Annotated in this window: 15 protein-coding genes; 8 read left to right on the forward strand and 7 right to left on the reverse strand. The window is 71.5% G+C overall.

Features of this window, described 5'->3' with window-relative positions; all coding sequences use genetic code 11:
* Positions 1 to 335: 335 nt before the first annotated feature.
* Genes AB0F62_RS16285 through AB0F62_RS16305 form a run of 5 tightly spaced genes read right to left on the reverse strand, consistent with a single transcriptional unit; the run spans position 336 to position 5,768 of the window.
* Positions 336 to 1,646: a DUF58 domain-containing protein gene (locus tag AB0F62_RS16285; RefSeq protein WP_361798273.1), complete on the reverse strand. Its 1,311-nt coding sequence runs from the start codon at positions 1,644 to 1,646 to the stop codon at positions 336 to 338.
* 15 nt (positions 1,647 to 1,661) lie between these two features.
* Complete coding sequence (locus tag AB0F62_RS16290) at positions 1,662 to 2,630, reverse strand: MoxR family ATPase (protein WP_361798276.1); 969 nt, start codon at positions 2,628 to 2,630, stop codon at positions 1,662 to 1,664.
* Positions 2,627 to 3,853: a DUF4350 domain-containing protein gene (locus AB0F62_RS16295; protein WP_361798279.1), complete on the reverse strand. Its 1,227-nt coding sequence runs from the start codon at positions 3,851 to 3,853 to the stop codon at positions 2,627 to 2,629. Before AB0F62_RS16295 ends, AB0F62_RS16290 begins: the two co-directional genes overlap by 4 nt.
* On the reverse strand, positions 3,850 to 4,515 hold the full coding sequence (locus AB0F62_RS16300) for a DUF4129 domain-containing protein (protein ID WP_361798282.1): 666 nt from the start codon (positions 4,513 to 4,515) through the stop codon (positions 3,850 to 3,852). The genes AB0F62_RS16295 and AB0F62_RS16300 overlap by 4 nt, the downstream gene beginning before the upstream one ends.
* The gene (locus AB0F62_RS16305) at positions 4,515 to 5,768 is read right to left on the reverse strand and encodes a hypothetical protein (protein WP_361798285.1); all 1,254 of its coding nucleotides are present in this window, start codon (positions 5,766 to 5,768) and stop codon (positions 4,515 to 4,517) included. Before AB0F62_RS16305 ends, AB0F62_RS16300 begins: the two co-directional genes overlap by 1 nt.
* A gap of 143 nt (positions 5,769 to 5,911) precedes the next feature.
* On the opposite strand from AB0F62_RS16305, the gene mtnA reads away from it, so the two are divergent.
* From mtnA to AB0F62_RS16340, 7 genes are all read left to right on the forward strand, one after another.
* A complete protein-coding gene (gene mtnA / locus AB0F62_RS16310) occupies positions 5,912 to 7,048 on the forward strand; it encodes an S-methyl-5-thioribose-1-phosphate isomerase (RefSeq protein WP_361798288.1) in 1,137 nt (378 codons plus the stop codon).
* Positions 7,045 to 7,734 carry a two-component system response regulator MtrA gene (gene mtrA, locus AB0F62_RS16315; RefSeq protein WP_078620260.1) on the forward strand — a complete coding sequence of 230 codons (690 nt, stop codon included), beginning with the start codon at positions 7,045 to 7,047 and terminating at the stop codon, positions 7,732 to 7,734. Before mtnA ends, mtrA begins: the two co-directional genes overlap by 4 nt.
* A 1-nt stretch (position 7,735) precedes the next feature.
* On the forward strand, positions 7,736 to 9,721 hold the full coding sequence (mtrB, locus tag AB0F62_RS16320) for an MtrAB system histidine kinase MtrB (protein WP_361798292.1): 1,986 nt from the start codon (positions 7,736 to 7,738) through the stop codon (positions 9,719 to 9,721).
* Positions 9,721 to 11,547: an LpqB family beta-propeller domain-containing protein gene (locus tag AB0F62_RS16325; RefSeq protein WP_361798295.1), complete on the forward strand. Its 1,827-nt coding sequence runs from the start codon at positions 9,721 to 9,723 to the stop codon at positions 11,545 to 11,547. Before mtrB ends, AB0F62_RS16325 begins: the two co-directional genes overlap by 1 nt.
* A 203-nt stretch (positions 11,548 to 11,750) precedes the next feature.
* Entirely contained in the window at positions 11,751 to 12,587 is an 837-nt protein-coding gene (locus AB0F62_RS16330) for a ComF family protein (RefSeq protein ID WP_361798539.1), read from the forward strand.
* A gap of 342 nt (positions 12,588 to 12,929) precedes the next feature.
* Positions 12,930 to 13,613: a ribosome-associated translation inhibitor RaiA gene (raiA, locus tag AB0F62_RS16335; protein ID WP_361798298.1), complete on the forward strand. Its 684-nt coding sequence runs from the start codon at positions 12,930 to 12,932 to the stop codon at positions 13,611 to 13,613.
* A gap of 172 nt (positions 13,614 to 13,785) precedes the next feature.
* Positions 13,786 to 14,538 (forward strand): response regulator transcription factor, encoded by a 753-nt coding sequence (locus AB0F62_RS16340; RefSeq protein WP_361798301.1) that lies wholly within the window; start codon positions 13,786 to 13,788, stop codon positions 14,536 to 14,538.
* A gap of 129 nt (positions 14,539 to 14,667) precedes the next feature.
* Here AB0F62_RS16340 and AB0F62_RS16345 read toward each other — a convergent pair whose 3' ends face one another.
* Positions 14,668 to 15,831, reverse strand: coding sequence for a crosslink repair DNA glycosylase YcaQ family protein (locus AB0F62_RS16345; RefSeq protein ID WP_361798304.1), 1,164 nt, complete (start codon positions 15,829 to 15,831; stop codon positions 14,668 to 14,670).
* Positions 15,832 to 15,970: 139 nt separating this feature from the next.
* Positions 15,971 to 16,561, reverse strand: coding sequence for a GNAT family N-acetyltransferase (locus AB0F62_RS16350; RefSeq protein ID WP_361798307.1), 591 nt, complete (start codon positions 16,559 to 16,561; stop codon positions 15,971 to 15,973).
* A gap of 208 nt (positions 16,562 to 16,769) precedes the next feature.
* Between AB0F62_RS16350 and secA the strand changes: the two genes are divergently transcribed.
* On the forward strand, positions 16,770 to 19,562 hold the full coding sequence (gene secA / locus AB0F62_RS16355; RefSeq protein WP_361798310.1) for a preprotein translocase subunit SecA: 2,793 nt from the start codon (positions 16,770 to 16,772) through the stop codon (positions 19,560 to 19,562).
* The last annotated feature ends 83 nt before the right edge of the window (positions 19,563 to 19,645 follow it).

Raw genomic sequence — 19,645 nt, forward strand, 5'->3', positions numbered from 1 at the left:
TACTGCAGGGGGGACCCTGTGGGAGAGTAGGACGCCGCCGAACAATTATTAGCCTCAACCCCCGAGCTTCGGCTCGGGGGTTGAGGCTTTTTTGCGTTGATCCCCGATCTCGCGCCGGCGTCGTGGCCTCGATTCCAGCCCTGAGTGTGGTGGCACGCTGAACGTGACGGCCGCGGTGCGTGCGGCGAGTGTGAGGTGGTCCCGGTTCGGAATGTTCACGGTCGCCACACGCACCGCGGCAGGAGGGCCGGCCGAGGGGCACTCTCGACGTCCGGGAACGGACGTGAGAACCCAGGGAAGGAGGGGCGCTTGGGAAAGCCCCCTGAATCTGCCTTCTACAGGCGGCCGGCCGCCTTGAGGGCGAGGTATGCATCCGCCAGCGCGGGGGCGATCTCTGCGGGCGGGGCGTCGACGACGGTGATGTTGTGCCGGGAAAGGCGTTGGGCGACGCGACGGCGCTCGGCCCGAGCCTGTTCTGCGGCTGCGGCCGCGTACACGGCGTCGACGGTGGTGCGACCCTTCGCCATCTCTTCGATGCGGGGGTCCGCCACCGAGGCGATGAGGACCTCGTGGCGGTGGGTGAGCAGCGGGAGGACCGGCAGCAGACCCTCTTCCATCGGTGCGGCGTCCAGGCCGGTGAGGAGGACGACCAGCGAGCGCTGGGTGGCGCGTTGGAGGACGGTGGCGACGAGACCGCGTGCGTCGGACTCGACGAGCTCGGCCTCCAACGGTGCCATGGCGTTCACCAGTGCGGGGAGTATGTCCCGGCCGGCTCGGCTCTGGACGGAGGCGCGTACCCGGCGGTCGTAGGCGAGGAGGTCCACTCGGTCGCCGGCGCGGCCCGCGAGTACGGCGAGCAGCAGGGCGGCGTCCATGGCCGCGTCGAGGCGTGGGGCATCACCCACACGACCGGCCGACGTGCGGCCTGTGTCGAGGACGACGAGGATGTGGCGGTCCCGTTCCGGGCGCCAGGTGCGGACGGCGACGGTGGCCCGTCGCGCGGTCGCGCGCCAGTCGATGGACCGGGTGTCGTCGCCGGGGATGTACTCGCGGAGGGAGTCGAACTCGGTTCCCTGCCCGCGAATGAGCACGGAGGTGCGTCCGTCGAGCTCGCGGAGGCGGGCCAGACGGGACGGCAGGTGCTTGCGGCTGTGGAAGGGCGGCAGGACCCGCACCGTCCAGGGGACGCGATGTGAGCCCTGTCGTGCGGCCAGACCAAGAGGTCCGTAGGAGCGGACGGTGACGCGTTCGGCGTGCCGGTCGCCGCGGCGGGTGGGGTGCAGGGTGGTCGACAGGCGGCGACGCTCGGCCGCCGGAATGGTCAGCCGGTGACGGGACGCGGCTGCTTCGGTACCCGGGTACCAGCTGCTCGGCGGCCAGGCGTCGCGGACATGTGCGCGCAGGGGGCGCCGGCTGGGGTTGTTGACCGTGAGCACGACTTCCGCCGTTTCCCCGAGTCGAACCGATGTCTCACCGGATCGGGTGAAATGGAGCTTTCGTACTGGCGCGGCGAGCGCGAGGTCGCACAGAATTCCGAGGAGGAGGATGCCTTCGACGATCAGGATGCCGCTCCAGCCGGGGAGCAGCAGACCCACGGCGAGGGCGCCGACGGCGGCCAGTAGGGCGGTACGTCCGGTGAGTGCCATGGTCGGTCGTCGTCCTCAGCGGGGTACGGGGACGCGGGCGAGGATCGAGGAGATGACCGAATCGGGAGTGGTGCCTTCCATCTCGGCTTCGGGCCGCAGTTGGATGCGGTGGCGGAGCGTGGGGAGGGCGAGGGCTTTGACGTCGTCGGGGATGACGTAGTCGCGGCCGGTGAGCCAGGCCCAGGCGCGGGCTGTGGCGAGGAGGGCGGTGGCTCCTCGGGGGGAGACACCGAGAGTCAGAGAGGGGGATTCGCGGGTGGCTCGGCAGATATCGACGATGTAGGCCGTGATGTCGGCCGAGACCGATGTCTTGGCGACGGCGGCTCGGGCGGCGTCGAGATCGGCGGGTCCGGCGACGGGTCGCAGTCCGGCGGAGTCCAGGTCCCGGGGGTTGAAGCCATCGGCGTGGCGGGTGAGCACGTCGATCTCGGTCTCGCGGGAGGGCAGCGGCAGGACCAGCTTGAGGAGGAAGCGGTCCAGCTGGGCCTCGGGAAGGGGGTAGGTGCCCTCGTACTCGACGGGGTTCTGCGTCGCCGCGACCAGGAACGGCTCGGGCAGCGGCCGCGGGATGCCGTCGACGGACACCTGACGCTCTTCCATGGCCTCGAGGAGTGAGGCCTGCGTCTTGGGCGGGGTGCGGTTGATCTCGTCGGCGAGCAGCAGGTTGGTGAAGACGGGGCCCGCCTGAAAGGAGAACTCGGCGGTGCGGGCGTCATAGACGAGGGAGCCGGTGATGTCGCCGGGCATCAGGTCGGGCGTGAACTGCACCCGCTTGGTTTCCAGCTGGAGCGAGGCGGCCAGTGCACGCACCAGGAGGGTCTTGGCGACTCCGGGCACTCCTTCGAGGAGGACGTGACCCCTGCAGAGCAGGGCGACGACCAGACCGGTGACGGCCGGGTCCTGGCCGACGACGGCCTTGGCGATTTCGGTGCGCAGGGCCTCCAAGGAGGCGCGGGCGCTGTCGGCGGTCGGTGCGGCGCTCACGGGGTTGCTTTCCTCTCGTTGAGAAGGACGCGGCGTTCCAGTGCGTCGAGGTCGTCGGCCAGACGCAGCAGGGCCGCGTCGTTGGGGGGAGGGGGACCGTGGAGCAGGGTGCGCGGGTCGGTGGCGGGATCGTCGAGCCGAGCCGCCACCGCGGCGGGCAGTACGTCGGGGTCATGGCTCTGCGACGGGGGGACGCCGACCAGCGGTGCCAGCCGGTCGCGTGCGGCGGTGCGCAGGGCCTCCGCGGCCCGCCCGCGGGCGTTGCCGCGGCGGTAGAGGCGGGCACGTCCCTCGGTGGCCTCCGCGGCGCGGACGGTGGCGGGCAGCCGCTCGGTGACGATCGGGCCGAGGCGGCGGGCTCGCCAGAGGGCCGCGAGGACCGCGGCGATGAAGAGCTGAAGTACGGCCCAGCTCCAGCCGTCGGGGACGAGGTCGAGGAAGTTCTGCCGGCCGCCGCCGAAGGCGGAGGCGTCGGTGAGTGAGGGGAGGTACCAAACGAGCTTCGGGTGTGCGCCGAGGATCTGCATCGCGAGCGAGGCGTTGCCCTGTTCGGCGAGGTTCTCGTTCTGCAGCAGCGTGTGGGTGCCGAGGACGACGGTGTCGCCGCCGTCGGCCCTCGGCAGGCGCAGCAGGGTGAAGTCGCCCGACGTGTCGGGATAGCAGCGGTCGGCGTCGCGTGCGGAGGTCGAGTAGGCGCCGCCGCCCAGCTCGGCGTCGCCGGCGTCGCGGGCGGTGGGCAGCCCGCAGTCGGGGGCGAGGACGTGTACGGGGACGGGTCCCGTGTAGCGGACGGCGGGGGCGAGCTTTTCGACGGAGGCATCGGTGGGGGAGAGGAGGACGACACGGCCGCCGGAGCGCTCCATCGCGGCGCGAACGGCGCTCTGCTGACGCTCCGTCAACAGGTCGGGGAGGGTGACGAGGAGGGTGGTGTCGGGTTTGGCGGCGGCCACGGCCTCGTCGGTGGTGGTGACGATTGTGGTGGTCACCCCTTGGTCATGGAGGAGTTGAGCGACGGCCCGGCTGCCGGACGGGTCGGGGGAACGGGGGTCGAGTGCGGCATGGTTCTCGCCGGAGCGCGCGATGGCGTAGACGACACCGAAGAGGAGCAGGAAGACGAGTGCCGCGAGAAGGGATCGCGAGCGGTTCCAGAGCTGGCCTGCCGTCGGGGACGTCGACGTCGTGGCCGGGGCGGGCGCCTGCGCCGGGGACAGGGTGTCGGTCACGGGCGGGCACCTCCAGTGGTGTCCGCGGCGGTCTCGGTCAACTGGGGCTTGGCGCGCTGCACTTCGCTGTCGACGTCCCGCAGGGTCTTGTAGGCCTCCGGGGTGCCGGGGCGGTCGCCGTAGGTGACGTCGTCGAAGACGCGAGCGGCGTCCAGGAGACGGGCGGCGTGCTCGGGGAGGGGGCGGCCCGCCTCCGCGGCGGCTTCGTCCGCCGTGCGGCCGGGGCGGGGGTCGAGCAGAGCCCGTTCCTCCAGGGAGCGCACGATCGCGCGCATCCGCTCCTGGATAGCCGGTGCCCACTGATCCCGGCGTGCGTGCTCCTCGGCGGCGGCTCGGTGTTCGGCCGCGGTCCGGGGGAGGTCGGCGAACATCCCCGGACCTGTGGTGGGTTGCGCGCGCACCTTGCCGAGCCGCAGCCGCAGGGCGACGGCGAGCAGCACGATCACGACGATGATCGTCACCAGCCCGACGGTGCCTCCGGGGGCGGCCCCGGAGGCGGTGTCGAGCAGGTGGGTGATCTTCTCCCAGAGCCAGTTCAGCGCACGCTCCAACAGGCTCGGGTCGTTCCGGTGGTAGATCCCCTTGGACAACTCGTCCTCGGCCGCCTCGCGGGCGGGACCACGGGGAATGGTGACCGGTGTGTCCTCCCCCGACACCGGCATCAGCCCCCGGTGGCTGGGCTGTTGCCGGGCGCGGCACTCCCGCCGGTGGCGTCGGCGTGGCCGGCGACACCCGCGGCACGGGCGAGTTCGATGTCGAGGGCCTCGCGGCGGATCCGCTGATCCATGTAGAGCAGGGCGGTAACCCCGGCGTTGATGGGGAAGGTGATGGTGGATCCGATGACGGCACCGATCCCGGTGACGATCAGATACGTCCAGCCGAGCCCCGCCTGGTCGCCCGAGGCGAAGGCCGACAGCCCGTCGCTTCCGGCGACGATCCCCACCACCGCGAAGGGAATCTGGATGATCGACGAGACGATGTAGACGAGGATCATGGTGAGCAACTGGATGCCCAGCATGCGCCACCACGAGCCCCGGACCAGTTTCACCGACCGGGCCATCGACTTCAGGACGCCCTGCCTCTCCAGCATGAGAGCGGGAGAGGAGAGACTGAGGCGGATCAGCAGCCAGACGATCACGCCCAGGGCGGCCAGGCCGCCGATGAACGCCAGGACGAGGCCCGCGGGGACGGAGCCGCTGACCGCGATGGCGATGCCCGGGGTGACGCCGACTGCGAGGATCCCGAAGCCGATCAGGCTGAGCAGGACGGTCAGGCCGAGCAGTGCCGGCAGCCTGGGGCGGGCGTCGGACCAGGCCTCACCCAGGGTCGCCTCGCGGCCGAGGACGGCCCGGCTGATGACCATGGTGAGCATCGCGGTGGCGATCACGGAGCCCAGGAGCGTGATCGCGACGGTGAGTCCCGCGGCGGCCAGTGTGCCGCCGAGGGCGTTCGTGATCTCGCTCAACGAGGGCTCGGATCGGCCGTCGAGGGAGTTGAAGGTCGCGTTGTCGTCGAGCATGAACCCTTGGAGCAGCACCATGGCGCCCTGGGTCAGGAGCGAGACCGCGAAGGCGATGGGCAGCACGGTGCGCCAGTACGTGCGCATCGTGGAGACCGCACCGTCCAGGATCTCGCCGATGCCCAGCGGCCGCAGCGGGATGACGCCGGGCTTGGGCGACGGCGAGGCACCCCAGTGCGGCTGCTGCCATCCTGCGGGCGCCTGCCGGCCCCAGACGGGGCCGCTGGGCGGGGGCGGGGCGCCCCAGCCGCCGGTGGCCTGCCACTGGCCGGCGGGCGGCTGCTGCTGGGACCAGTTCGGAGGCGCGGCGTCCTGCGGAGCACCGGGGCCGTCGGCACGGCCCGGTTCACCGGAGGGTGAGGATCCGGGCGAGGCCCAGCCCGGAGAGTCGTTCATCGTCGCTCCTTCGTTACTGCGCTACCTACTCGTCCAACGGCGGGACGGTGGCCATCGTGCCATGGGTGAAGCGGGCTTGTACCTGCGGATGCGGAGTGCCGCAACCGTTCAAAACGTGCTGCCGTACACGGCAGACTGAGCAGATGGGTGATCAGTACGTGGTATCTCTGGCCAATGATTCCAAGGGCAACCCTGACGAGCCCCTGCCGGCGCTGCGCTGGGAGGAACCGCCGGAGGGTCCCGTCCTCGTCCTCCTCGACCAGACCCGGCTCCCCGCGGAGGAAGTGGAGCTCGTCTGCACCGACGTCCCCGCCCTGGTCGAGGCCATCCGCAGCCTCGCCGTACGCGGCGCCCCTCTGCTCGGCATAGCCGGGGCCTACGGCGTCGCCCTGGCCGCCGTCCGCGGCTACGACGTGGACGAGGCCGCCGAGTCCCTCGCCCACGCACGGCCCACCGCCGTCAACCTGGCCTACGGCGTCCAGCGGGCCGCCGCCGCCTACCGGGCCGCCCTCACCGGCAGCGCCGGAGGCGACCCCGAGCGCGCCGCCGCCGCGGCCCTGGCCGAGGCCCGCAGCCTCCACGCCGAGGACAGCGAGGCCAGCGCCGCCATGGCCCGACACGGCCTGCAACTGCTCACCGAGCTCCTCCCCGGCGGCGGCTACCAGATCCTCACCCACTGCAACACCGGCGCCCTTGTCTCCGGTGGCGAAGGCACCGCGTTCGCCGTAGCCCTCGCCGCCCACCGCCAAGGCCGGCTGCGCCGCCTGTGGGTCGACGAGACCCGCCCCCTGCTCCAGGGCGCCCGCCTCACCGCCTACGAGGCGGCCCGCTCCGGCATGGCGTACACCCTGCTCACCGACAGCGCCGCGGGCTCACTCTTCGCGGCCGGTCACGTCCACGCCGTCCTCATCGGCGCCGACCGCATCGCCGCCGACGGCTCCGTCGCCAACAAGGTCGGCAGCTACCCACTCGCCGTGCTCGCCCGGTACCACAACGTGCCCTTCATCGTCGTCGCCCCCACCACCACCGTCGACCGGGGCACCGCCGACGGCTCCTCCATCGAGATCGAGCAGCGCCCCGGGCACGAAGTCACCGAATCGGCCGGAAACCCTGTGGCACCGCTCGGCACCCAGGCGTACAACCCTGCGTTCGACATCACACCCGCGGGTCTGATAACGGCAATAGTCACCGAAAACGGCGTGGTTTCGCCGGTCACCGCCGATGCCCTGGCAGCTTTGTGTTCTTCTCGTGCTCCAGGTCACGATCAGGTAATGGGATGATGGTCGCTATGAAGGGACGCGTCCTGGTCGTCGACGACGACACCGCACTGGCAGAGATGCTTGGCATCGTGCTGCGCGGAGAAGGTTTTGAGCCGTCGTTCGTGGCCGACGGAGACAAGGCCCTCGCCGCATTCCGGGAGACCAAGCCCGATCTGGTCCTCCTCGACCTCATGCTCCCCGGACGGGACGGCATCGACGTATGCCGCCAGATCCGGGCCGAGTCCGGGGTGCCCATCGTCATGCTCACCGCGAAGAGCGACACGGTCGACGTCGTGGTGGGCCTGGAGTCGGGCGCCGACGACTACGTCATCAAGCCGTTCAAGCCCAAGGAGCTCGTGGCCCGTGTGCGGGCCCGGCTGCGCAGGGCCGAAGAACCCACCCCCGAGCAGCTCACGATCGGTGACCTGGTCATCGACGTGGCCGGCCACTCGGTCAAGCGGGACGGCCAGCCGATCGCGCTGACCCCCCTCGAGTTCGACCTGCTGGTCGCACTCGCCCGCAAGCCCTGGCAGGTCTTCACCCGCGAGGTGCTCCTGGAGCAGGTCTGGGGCTACCGGCACGCCGCCGACACCCGCCTGGTCAACGTGCACGTCCAGCGGCTGCGCTCCAAGGTTGAGCGGGACCCCGAGCGCCCCGAGATCGTGGTGACCGTCCGCGGCGTCGGCTACAAGGCCGGACCGGGCTGACATGGCCACCGCGTACGAGCGTGAGCGGCTGGAGAGCCGGCACGCGGACCCCCTCACGGGTCTGCTGCCGGTGCTCCGCTCGTGCGTGCGCTGGGCCCGGCGGCCCCTCCAGCCCGCCGTCCGGCTCTGGCGGCGCAACATCCAGCTGCGCGTGGTCGCCACCACCCTGCTGATGTCCCTCGGCGTCGTCCTCCTCCTCGGCGTCGTCGTCATCGGCCAGGTCAAGAACGGGCTGCTCGACGCCAAGCGGCAGACCGCACAGAGCCAGGCCGTCGGCGGCTTCACGGTCGCCAAGGAGAACGCCCGCGACGGCACCGAGAACGCCGGCAGCGGCGCCGACGGGCGCAGCCAGAACGACACCGCGACCTGGCTCAACAGCCTCGTCGAAGGACTCGCCAGCAGCGGCCAGGGCGTCTACTCCGTCGTCGCCCTCAGCTCCAGCGCCCAGGAGCAGACCCTCAGCGCCAAGGCCGACAGCCCCGGTACCCACGGACCCCGCGGCTCCGGCGGCGTCTGGCCCGAGGAAAGCGTCCCCGAGGACCTGCGCCAGGCCGTCGACGAGAGGTCCGACGTCTTCGAGCGCTACACGTCGATGAAGAGCGACAGCGTCCCCGAGGGCGAACCCGCCCTCATCGTCGGCCAGCGCCTGAGCGACCCCAACGGCAAGCCCTACCAGCTGTACTACCTCTTCCCCTTCGACCAGGAGGAGAAGACCCTCGGCCTGGTCAAGGGCACCCTGGCCACCGCCGGGATCTTCGTCGTCGTCCTGCTCGGCGCCATCGCCTGGCTCGTCGTCCGCCAGGTCGTCACCCCCGTCCGCATGGCCGCCCAGATCTCCGAGCGGCTCGCCGCCGGCCGCCTCCAGGAACGCATGAAGGTCACCGGCGAGGACGACATCGCCCGCCTCGGCGAGTCCTTCAACAAGATGGCCCAGACCCTCCACGTCAAGATCCAGCAGCTCGAGGACCTCTCCCGGATGCAGCGCCGCTTCGTCTCGGACGTCTCCCACGAGCTCCGTACCCCGCTGACGACCGTGCGTATGGCCGCCGACGTCATCCACGAGGCCCGCGAGGACTTCGACCCCGCCACCGCCCGCTCCGCCGAACTGCTCCAGAACCAGCTCGACCGCTTCGAGTCGATGCTCTCCGACCTCCTGGAGATCAGCCGCTTCGACGCGGGCGCCGCCGCCCTGGAGGCAGAGCCCATCGACCTGCGCGACGTCGTACGCCGCGTCGTCGACGGCGCCGAACCGCTCGCCGAGCGCAAGGGCAGCCGCATCGTCGTCCACGGCGACGAGCAGCCCGTCACCGTCGAGGCCGACGCGCGCCGCGTCGAACGCGTCCTGCGCAACCTCGTCGTCAACGCCGTCGAACACGGTGAGGGCCATGACGTCCACGTCCGCATGGCATCCGCCGGCGGCGCCGTCGCCGTCGCCGTACGCGACTACGGCGTCGGCCTCAAGCCCGGCGAGGCCACCCGCGTCTTCAACCGCTTCTGGCGCGCCGACCCCGCCCGCGCCCGCACCACCGGCGGCACCGGCCTCGGCCTGTCCATCGCCATCGAGGACGCCCGCCTGCACGGCGGCTGGCTCCAGGCCTGGGGCGAACCCGGCGGCGGCTCCCAGTTCCGGCTGACCCTGCCCCGCACCGGCGCCGACAGCCTGCGCGGATCACCGATCGCCCTCGAACCCGAGGACTCCCGCCGCAACCGCGACCTCGCCTCCGGCCTCTCCCACCGCGGCATGCCCGCCGGGGCCACCGCCCTCGACGCGGCCGCACCCCCCGCCTCCTCCCACCACGGCCTCCCGGCGCCGCGCTTCGCAGCGCCCGCCATCCCCGCCATGCCGCTCACCGCGCCACGGCCCCCGGCCGCCGACCCCGCGGCCCTGCCCGGCAACGGCGCGCGGGTCGTCGGGCACCGCGCCGGCAGCGGCACGGTCACCACCCACCCCACAACAGCAGACGAGGCGCGGGAGGACGAGGACTGATGCGCGCGAAGGGGGGCGGCCTTCCGCGGCCGGCCGTTGCGGGCGTACTCCTGGGCGGCCTCGTGCTGCTCACAGGCTGTGCCTCCATGCCCAGCAGCGGCGAGGTGCACAAGGTCGGTGGGGAACAGCACGCGGACTCCGACCCCCAGGTCCGCGTCTTCGGCGTCAAGCCGCAGGACGGCGAGAGCCCCCGGGAGATCGTCAGCGGCTTCCTGGAGGCCACCACCAGCGACGAGGCCACCTACGCCACCGCCAAGCTCTACATGACCCACGACCAGGCCAAACGCTGGAAACCCGAATCCGGGATCACCATCCTCGCCGGCGGCCCCACCCAGGTGCAGGAACCGGGCGCGGTCGCCGACGGCAAGGACGACGACAGCACGCAGATCACCCTCACGGGCGAGAAGGTCGCCACGGTCGACGGCCGGCACGCCTACCGCGCCGAGGACGGCACCCTCAACAGCGGCATACGCCTGACCAAAGAGGACGGTGAATGGCGCATCGCCGGCGTCGCTGACGGACTGGTGCTCAGCGAGGCCGACTTCCGGCGCTTCTACCGCTCCGTCGACACGTTCTACTTCACCTCCCCAGGCCCCGGTTCCCAGGAAGGCTCCGGCAGCCGGAACGCACTCGTCGCCGACCCGATCTACCTGCGCAAGCGCATCAACCCGCTGAGCACCACCGTCAACGCCCTGCTCGCCGGGCCCACCGACTGGCTGCGGCCCGTCGTGGTCTCGGCGTTCCCCGCGGGCATCCGGGCCGGCAAGGTCGAACTCGACGACTCCCAGCGCGTGACGGTGAGGCTCAAGCGGACCCCGGGCGGCGGCAGCGCGCTCTGCGAGCGGATGGCCGCCCAGCTGATCCAGACCATCCAGGGGATGTCCTCCACCCCCGTGCCGTCCGTCGAGCTCCAGGGCCCCACCGGCCGTGCCCTGTGCTCGCTGCGGCGTGAGGACGCCCGCGAGTACGCGCCGGACAAGCTCGTCGGGGACGGCAGGGAGCAGTACTTCATCGATGCCGACCGCCACCTCGTCGGCCTCAGCGGCGACGACACCCAGCCCGTCGCCGTGGCGGGTCCCCTCGGCACCGGCCCGTTCAGGGTGGGATCCGCCGCCGTGCGGCGCGACGAGGAGTACGCCGCCGCCCTCAGCGAGGACGGCGCCAACCTCTACGTGGCCGGGCTGAACGCCGACACGGAACTCGGCGCCGTGGTCCTGCACAGTCAGGCCACCGACCCGAAGAACCGGCTGACCGTCCCCAGTTGGGACGGCTACGGCGACCTCTGGATCGCCGACCGTGATCCGAACAAGCCGCGGCTGCTGATGCTGCGCGACGGCGCGGGTACCCCCCACGAGGTCGCCGTGCCCGGGCTCGGCGACGGGCGCATCGAGTCCCTGCGGGTCGCAGCCGACGGCGTGCGCATCGCCATGCTGGTTCACGAGGACGACCACACCACCCTGCGGCTCGGGCGGATCGAACGGACCGGGACCGCCGACAAGCCGAAGATCACGGTCGCGGATCTGCGCAGCGTCGCCCCGCAGCTTGAGGACGTCAAGGCGGCCTCCTGGGCCGGATTCAGCCGGTTGGTGGTCGTGGGACGCGAAGCGGGCGGGGTGTCGCAGATCCAGTACGTGGACGCGGACGGCTCGGGCACGTCCACCCCGAGCCTGCCGGGCATCAGCGGCGTGGTGTCGGTCGCCGCCTCCGAGCGCCAGGACAAGCCGCTGCTCGCGGAGCTCGACGGCGGCGGCGTCTTCCGCCTGCCGCCCGACTCCAACTGGAAGGAAGTCGCGCCCAAGGGCGGTTCTCCCGTCTACCCTGGCTGACCTGCGTTCTCTCCGGCTGCCGGGCGGCGCGGCTGTCCGGCAGCCCCCGTGTGAGCCTCGCTTGCCCGGAAGTTATCCACAGGCTGGGGACGGGTGTGGCGGCCATCGCCCGATCCCGGCATCGTTGAGCCATGCGGGAACCACGGGGGCATCAGGGGCATCGGCGGCATCGGGGACGGCGAGGCCTGCGGGGCGTCCGCGGGATCCGGGAGTGGTGGCGGGAGATCTCCGGGCTGGTTCTGCCGGCCGAGTGCGCGGGGTGCGGGGCGCCGCGGACCGGGCTGTGCGAGGAGTGCGGCGCCGCGCTGCACGACCCCGGCGCACGACAGGTGTGGCCGGATGCGCCGCCCGACGGGCTTCCCGCCGTGTGGGCGGCCACCGTCTACGCCGATCAGCCGCGCGCGGTGCTGCTCGCGCACAAGGAGCGCGGCGCGCTGGGCCTGGCCCGTCCGCTGGGCGAGGCCCTGGCGGGTGCGGTCTACGCCGCGGTGCGGGGAGGGGGTGGGGGAGGGGCCCCCGACACATCGCCCCGGGAAAGCGCCCCCACCCTCCCCCCGCTCCTCCTCGTCCCCGTGCCGTCCTCCCGCCGCGCCGTCGCGGCCCGGGGCCACGACGCGACCCGCCGCCTCGCCCTCGCCGCCGCCGCGGATCTGCGACGCGACGGGCTGTCCGTCCGGACGGCGGCGGTGCTGCGACAGCGGCGCGCGGTGGCCGACCAGTCCGGCCTCGGCGCCCGCGACCGGCCCGCGAACCTCTCCGGAGCCCTGGTCGCCGTCCGCGGCGCCGGCCGCCTCCTCGGCAGCACACCGGCGGTACTGGTGGACGACCTGATGACCACCGGCGCCTCGCTGGCCGCCGCGGCCCGCGCGGTCGAGGAGGCCGGGGGCCGGGTCCTCGCCGCGGCGGTGGTCGGCGGCCCGGTGCCGCTGCGCCACTCGGCGGGCCGGACGGGGGGCGTGCACCGAAGAGACCGGGAAACACCCCTTCGGCAAGTCGAACGGGCGGCCGAACGCGAAGCGGAATCCTATGGTCAGGCCTGATCTCGCAGGCGACGCAAGGGGCATTTCACCCGAAGGGAGGTATAGCGCTTCTGGGGGTGCCGACCCCGGGTCGACGGGTCTATGTTCGGTGGTGAGGGGCAGCGGCGCTCGCTGTGGGCCGCCGTTCCCCGGACCGCGGGATGGGGTTCACCCATAGTTCAGTGGGTGAAGATCTGTCCTGCGGGGGAGGAGGAGGTGAGAGTCGCGGCTTCGCCGCCCGGAAGCCTCCGAGCGCGCGGAGCGGCAACGAACGTCGACGCCGGGCGGGACCCCTGGTGCCCGCCGGCCTCAGCGCAAGGGATCGCCCCGTGAGACCGCGGCGATCCGGGAACGGAGTTCTGCGTGGACATCGTCGTCAAGGGCCGCAAGACCGAGGTGCCCGAGCGGTTCCGGAAGCACGTGAACGAGAAGCTGGAGAAGATCCAGAAGCTCGACGGCAAGGTGATGAGCCTCGAGGTCGAGGTGTCCAAGGAACCGAACCCCCGGCAGGCAGACCGTTCCGACCGGGTGGAGATCACGCTGCGCACCCGTGGCCCGGTGATCAGGGCCGAGGCCGCCGCGACCGACCCCTACGCGGCGCTCGACGTCGCGGTGAACAAGCTCGAGGCGCGGCTGCGCAAGGCGGCCGACAAGCGCCGGGTGCACCGCGGCGGCAGCCGTACCCCCATGAGCGTGGCGGAGGCGACGGCCGGACTGCCCACGACCGAGTTCAACGGCACCCCGACCGCCGGGGAGACACCCGAAGGCGTGCCCACCACCAAGATCGGCGGGAGCCTCGAGGTCCAGGGTGAAGGACCCCTGGTGGTACGGGAGAAGACGCACGCGGCAGCACCGATGACGCTCGACCAGGCCCTCTACGAGATGGAGCTGATCGGGCACGACTTCTACCTGTTCATCGACTCCGACACGGAACAACCGAGTGTCGTCTACCGACGGCACGGCTACGACTACGGCGTCATCCACCTCAAGGAGGACCCCTCCGTCGAGGATGCGCCGGCCGGCGCGGGCGGAGCGCTCCGCCGGTGAACTAGGGGTCAGGTGCGGCGCTCCCGGGCGGGAAAACGACCATCGCCTGGGAGCGCCGCCGTGCTCGGGCATGGAATCATGGCCGGGCAGCCAAGGTGCGGGCCGCGTAGCCCGGTTGGCCTGGCACGGAAAGTGCGACTACCACGGGCGCCGGCCCGAGGGGGAGGAACCGATGGCGGACAGCTTCGAGCCCGCGCCGGCCGGTGGGGCGGAGTCCGACAGGGGCGCCGCGGGGGACCCGGGCGTCGCCGGCGGGCCGCGCAAGGAGCCGATCAGGGTGCTCGTGGTGGACGACCACGCCCTGTTCCGCCGGGGTCTGGAGATCGTGCTCGCGCAGGAGGAGGACATCCAGGTCGTCGGCGAGGCCGGGGACGGCGCGGAAGCGACGGAGAAGGCCGCGGACCTGCTGCCGGACATCGTGCTGATGGATGTGCGGATGCCGAGGCGGGGCGGTATCGAGGCGTGCACCTCCATCAAGGAGGTGGCCCCCAGCGCGAAGATCATCATGCTGACGATGAGCGACGAGGAGGCCGATCTCTACGAGGCGATCAAGGCCGGGGCGACCGGCTATCTCCTCAAGGAGATCTCCACGGACGAGGTGGCCACGGCGATCCGCGCGGTGGCGGACGGGCAGTCGCAGATCAGCCCTTCGATGGCGTCGAAGCTGCTCACCGAGTTCAAGTCGATGATCCAGCGGACGGACGAGCGCCGGCTCGTACCCGCTCCCCGGCTGACGGACCGTGAGCTGGAGGTGCTGAAGCTGGTCGCCACCGGCATGAACAACCGGGACATCGCCAAGGAACTCTTCATCAGCGAGAACACGGTGAAGAACCATGTGCGGAACATCCTGGAGAAGCTGCAGCTGCACTCGCGTATGGAGGCCGTGGTGTACGCGATGCGGGAGAAGATCCTCGAGATCCGTTGACCCACAGATCCGTTGGCCCGCAGATCCGCAGATCCGCAGATCCGCAGATCCGCAGATCCGCAGGTCCGTCGGCCCGGCGCGGGTCCGCGCCCGGCACGAGGCGCGGACGGGACCGAGGCGCCGCCCGGTTCAGGCGAGGGCGGCGGTCAGGGCCGCGGCGAGCTTGGGGTCGTCGAGCCGCTCGACGCGGACGCTGTCGCAGCCGACCCACTCGGCCGCCTCGCGCAGCGCCTGCGCCATGGGTTCGACCGCGCGGGCGGAGTCCAGGGAGACCTGACGGGCGATCAGGGTGCTTCCCTCGCGGGCCGGGTCGGCGCGGCCGACCAGCCGGCCGCCGGCCAGCAGCGGCATCGCGAAGTAGCCGTGTATGCGCTGCGGCTTGGGGGTGTACGCCTCCAGGCGGTGGGTGAAGCCGAAGATGCGCTCGGTGCGGGGGCGGTCCCAGATCAGGGAGTCGAAGGGGGAGAGCAGGGTCGTGCGGTGCCGGCCGCCGCGGGAGGCGTCGGCCAGGGCGGTGGGGTCGGCCCAGGCGGGCTTGTTGCCCCAGCCCTCGACCTCGACGCGGACGAGGCCGGTGTCGGCGATGACCGAGTCGACCTGTTCGCCCTTGAGCCGGTGGTAGTCGGCGAGGTCGGCCCGGGTGGCGACGCCCATGGCCGCTCCGGCCTGGACGACCAGGCGGCGCAGGCACTCGGCGTCGTCGATGTCGTCGTGGAAGAGGGCGTCGGGGACGGCCCGCTCGGCGAGGTCGTAGACGCGCTTCCAGCCGCGCCGCCGGGTGCAGACGACGTCGCCGGTGTCGAGCAGCCACTCCACCGCGATCTTCGTCTCGGACCAGTCCCACCAGGGGCCGCCGTTCTTGGCGCCGCCCAGTTCGGTCGAGGTCAGCGGGCCGTCGGTCTTGAGCCGGTCCAGGACGGCGGCGATGGAGCGGTCGGCGTCCTGCAGCACGTGCCAGCGGTGGCCGCGGGCCCGCCGGGCGCGGCGGCGGAAGGCGAAGTGCGGCCATTCCTCGATGGGCAGGATGCAGGCGGCGTGCGACCAGTACTCGAAGGCGTGGTGGTCGCTCCAGTACGCGGACTCGACCGCGGTGCGGCCGACGGCGCCGAGCCGCGCGTACGGGATGAGCTCGTGGGAGCGCGCCAGCACCGAGATGGTGTCGAGCTGCACCGCGCCCAGCCGTCGCAGGACGCCGCGCACTCCGCCGCGGCGGTCGGGGGCGCCGAGGAAGCCCTGCGCGCGCAGGGCGATCCGGCGGGCGTCGTCGGCGGAGAGGGGCACGGGCGTCGTCATGGGCCCACCCTAGAAGGCGCCTCTGACAATGCCCGCCGCGGTGCCGCCGCCGGCCCGCCGGTTGCGGTCACTCGCCCCGGCCGGCCTGGCACGGTCACTCGCTCCGGTGCGGCAGGTGCGGCAGGTGCCGCAGGTGCGGTCACTCGCCCCGGTACGGAAGGTAGGCGGCGCCCCCGGCCAGGCCGAGGTCGGAGGGGAGCAGGGAGCCGATCCACGCGTCGCGCCGGGTGCCCTGGTGGACGATCTTGCCCCGCATCGTGCCCTCCATGCGGAAGCCCGCCTTGAGGGCGACCGCCCGGGAGCCGGCGTTGCCGGCCTCGGCGTACCACTCCAGGCGCTCGACGCCGAGGTCCTCGAAGGCCCAGTGGGCGACGGCCCGGGCGGCCTCGGTGGTGAGGCCGCGGCCGCGCTGCTCCTTGGCGGTCCAGTAGCCGAGTTCGGCCTGTCGTTCCGCGGTCCGCAGCTGGGCCAGTCGCACCAGTCCCATGGCCCCCACCAGTCGTCCCTCGTCGCGCGTGGTGACGGCGAAGTTGTAGACGGTGTCGTCGCGCCAGCCGTCGGGGCAGGTGCGGGTGACGAATTCGTGCGCGTGCTCGTGGGTGTACGGGGACGGCACCGGCGTCCAGCGCGGGATGTCGGGGTCCTGGCAGGCGACGCGGACGGCCTCGGCGTCGTCCGGTCCGAAGGGGCGCAGGACGAGGCGTTCGGTGGTGAGGGTTATCGGCTCCATGCGTCCGAAGTATCCCCGAGCGCGGGGGGCGCTCTCGACCGGAAATGACCGGATCGGTGCGGCGATCGGCAAGGAGAACCGCCCGGCTTGGCGACGGACCTCCCGGCCCGCTGGTCTCCTCGCTTACGATGGCCGTTGCAGCGGGGTGTGACCTGCTGTGCCAGCGCGCGAAACCGTGCCAGGCCCGACCGGCAAGGAGCCAGCCTACGTGTCCGTCCTCAACAAGATCCTGCGTGCAGGCGAAGGCAAGATCCTGCGCAAGCTGCACCGCATCGCGGACCAGGTCAATTCCATTGAAGAGGACTTCGTCAATCTGACGGACGCCGAGCTGAGGGCCCTCACGGACGAGTACAAGGAGCGCTACGCCGACGGCGAGAGCCTGGACGACCTGCTCCCCGAGGCGTTCGCCACCGTCCGCGAGGCAGCCAAGCGCGTCCTGGGTCAGCGGCACTACGACGTCCAGATCATGGGTGGTGCGGCGCTGCACCTCGGTTATGTCGCCGAGATGCGCACCGGCGAGGGCAAGACCCTGGTCGGCACGCTGCCGACGTATCTGAACGCGCTGTCCGGCAAGGGCGTGCACCTGATCACCACCAACGACTACCTCGCCGAGCGGGACTCGGAGTGGATGGGCCGGGTGCACCGCTTCCTGGGCCTGGAGGTCGGCTGCATCCTGGCGAACATGACTCCGGCGCAGCGCCGCGAGCAGTACGCCTGCGACATCACCTACGGCACCAACAACGAGTTCGGCTTCGACTACCTGCGCGACAACATGGCGTGGTCGAAGGAAGAACTGGTGCAGCGCGGTCACAACTTCGCGGTTGTGGACGAGGTGGACTCGATCCTCATCGACGAGGCCCGTACCCCGCTGATCATCTCCGGCCCGGCGGACCAGGCCACGAAGTGGTACTCGGACTTCGCCCGTCTGGTGACCCGCCTGAAGCCGGGCGAGGCCGGCAGCATGGGCAAGCCGGAGACCGGCGACTACGACTTCGACGAGAAGAAGCGCACCGTCGCCATCCACGAGGCCGGCGTGTCCAAGGTCGAGGACTGGCTGGGCATCGACAACCTCTACGAGTCGGTGAACACCCCGCTGGTGGGCTACCTGAACAACGCCATCAAGGCCAAGGAGCTCTACAAGAAGGATAAGGACTACGTCGTCATGGACGGCGAAGTCATGATCGTCGACGAGCACACCGGCCGTATCCTCGCCGGCCGCCGCTACAACGAGGGCATGCACCAGGCGATCGAGGCGAAGGAGGGGGTGGACATCAAGGACGAGAACCAGACGCTCGCCACGATCACCCTCCAGAACTTCTTCCGCCTGTACTCCAAGCTCTCGGGCATGACCGGTACGGCGATGACCGAGGCCGCGGAGTTCCACCAGATCTACAAGCTCGGCGTGGTCCCGATCCCGACCAACCGGTCCGTGCAGCGCAAGGACCGGGCGGACCTGATCTACCGCACCGAGGAGGCGAAGTTCGCCGCGGTCGTCGACGACATCGTCGAGAAGCACGAGAAGGGCCAGCCGGTCCTGGTCGGCACCACCTCGGTCGAGAAGTCCGAGTACCTGTCGCAGCAGCTGAACAAGCGCGGCGTCCCGCACGAGGTGCTCAACGCCAAGCAGCACGAGCGCGAGGCGTCGATCGTCGCGCAGGCCGGCCGCAAGGGCGCCGTCACGGTGGCCACCAACATGGCCGGCCGTGGTACGGACATCAAGCTCGGCGGCAACCCCGACGACCTGGCCGAGGCGGAGCTGCGGCAGCGCGGCCTGGACCCGGTGGAGCACGTCGAGGAGTGGGCGGCGGCTCTGCCGCAGGCGCTGGAGCGCGCCGAGGCGGCGGTCAAGGCCGAGTTCGAGGAGGTCAAGGACCTCGGCGGGCTGTATGTGCTGGGCACCGAGCGGCACGAGTCGCGGCGCATCGACAACCAGCTGCGCGGCCGCAGCGGCCGTCAGGGCGACCCGGGCGAGTCCCGCTTCTACCTCTCCCTCGGTGACGACCTGATGCGCCTGTTCAAGGCGCAGATGGTGGAGCGCGTGATGGCCATGGCCAACGTGCCCGACGATGTGCCGATCGAGAACAAGATGGTGACCCGCGCCATCGCCTCCGCCCAGTCGCAGGTCGAGCAGCAGAACTTCGAGATCCGCAAGAACGTCCTGAAGTACGACGAGGTGCTCAACCGGCAGCGCGAGGTCATCTACGGCGAGCGCCGCCGCGTCCTGGAGGGCGAGGACCTGCACGAGCAGGTGCGCCACTTCATGGACGACACGATCGACGACTACATCGCGATCGAGACGGCCGAGGGCTTCGCCGAGGACTGGGACCTGGACCGGCTGTGGGGCGCCTTCAAGCAGCTCTACCCGCTCACGGTGACGGTGGAGGACCTGGAGGACGCCGCCGGGGACCGGGCGGGCATCACCGCGGACTTCATCGCGGAGATGGCCAAGGACGACATCCACGAGCAGTACGACGCCCGTGAGCAGCAGCTCGGCTCGGAGATCATGCGCGAGCTGGAGCGGCGCGTGGTGCTGTCGGTGCTGGACCGCAAGTGGCGCGAGCACCTGTACGAGATGGACTACCTGCAGGAGGGCATCGGCCTGCGGGCCATGGCGCAGCGTGACCCGCTGGTGGAGTACCAGCGCGAGGGCTACGACATGTTCAAGGCCATGATGGACGGCATCAAGGAGGAGTCCGTCGGCTACCTGTTCAACCTGGAGGTCCAGGTCGAGCAGCAGGTCGAGGAGGTGCCGGTGGAGGCCGGGGCCCCGCAGGACGCCGCTCCGACGCTGGTCAAGCAGGATGCGCGTCCGGAGATCCGCGCCAAGGGCCTGGAGGCCCCGAAGCGGGCCGACCGGCTGCACTTCTCCGCTCCCACGGTGGACGGCGAGGGCGGTGTCATCGAGGGCGACTTCGAGAGCGACGCGGGCTCGGAGTCGGACGGCCTGACGCGGGCGGAGCGCCGCCGCGCCGCCAAGGGCGGCCGGCGCCGCAAGAAGTAGCGTTCACGCGTTCACGCGTTCACGCGTTCACGCGTTCCGGGGCCGGACTCCTGACGGGGGTCCGGCCCCGGGCTTGTGTCCCG

Source organism: Streptomyces sp. NPDC026673 (genome assembly GCF_040638135.1).
Taxonomy (GTDB): Bacteria; Actinomycetota; Actinomycetes; order Streptomycetales; family Streptomycetaceae; genus Actinacidiphila.

What these genes read in the sequence shown, in the direction of transcription:
- AB0F62_RS16285 (WP_361798273.1), bottom strand. Translation starts at nt 1,646, where the DNA reads ATGGCACTCACCGGACGTACCGCCCTACTGGCCGCCGTCGGCGCCCTC.
- AB0F62_RS16300 (WP_361798282.1), bottom strand. Translation starts at nt 4,515, where the DNA reads ATGCCGGTGTCGGGGGAGGACACACCGGTCACCATTCCCCGTGGTCCC.
- AB0F62_RS16305 (WP_361798285.1), bottom strand. Translation starts at nt 5,768, where the DNA reads ATGAACGACTCTCCGGGCTGGGCCTCGCCCGGATCCTCACCCTCCGGT.
- mtnA (WP_361798288.1), top strand. Translation starts at nt 5,912, where the DNA reads ATGGGTGATCAGTACGTGGTATCTCTGGCCAATGATTCCAAGGGCAAC.
- mtrA (WP_078620260.1), top strand. Translation starts at nt 7,045, where the DNA reads ATGATGGTCGCTATGAAGGGACGCGTCCTGGTCGTCGACGACGACACC.
- mtrB (WP_361798292.1), top strand. Translation starts at nt 7,736, where the DNA reads ATGGCCACCGCGTACGAGCGTGAGCGGCTGGAGAGCCGGCACGCGGAC.
- AB0F62_RS16325 (WP_361798295.1), top strand. Translation starts at nt 9,721, where the DNA reads ATGCGCGCGAAGGGGGGCGGCCTTCCGCGGCCGGCCGTTGCGGGCGTA.
- AB0F62_RS16340 (WP_361798301.1), top strand. Translation starts at nt 13,786, where the DNA reads ATGGCGGACAGCTTCGAGCCCGCGCCGGCCGGTGGGGCGGAGTCCGAC.
- AB0F62_RS16345 (WP_361798304.1), bottom strand. Translation starts at nt 15,831, where the DNA reads ATGACGACGCCCGTGCCCCTCTCCGCCGACGACGCCCGCCGGATCGCC.
- AB0F62_RS16350 (WP_361798307.1), bottom strand. Translation starts at nt 16,561, where the DNA reads ATGGAGCCGATAACCCTCACCACCGAACGCCTCGTCCTGCGCCCCTTC.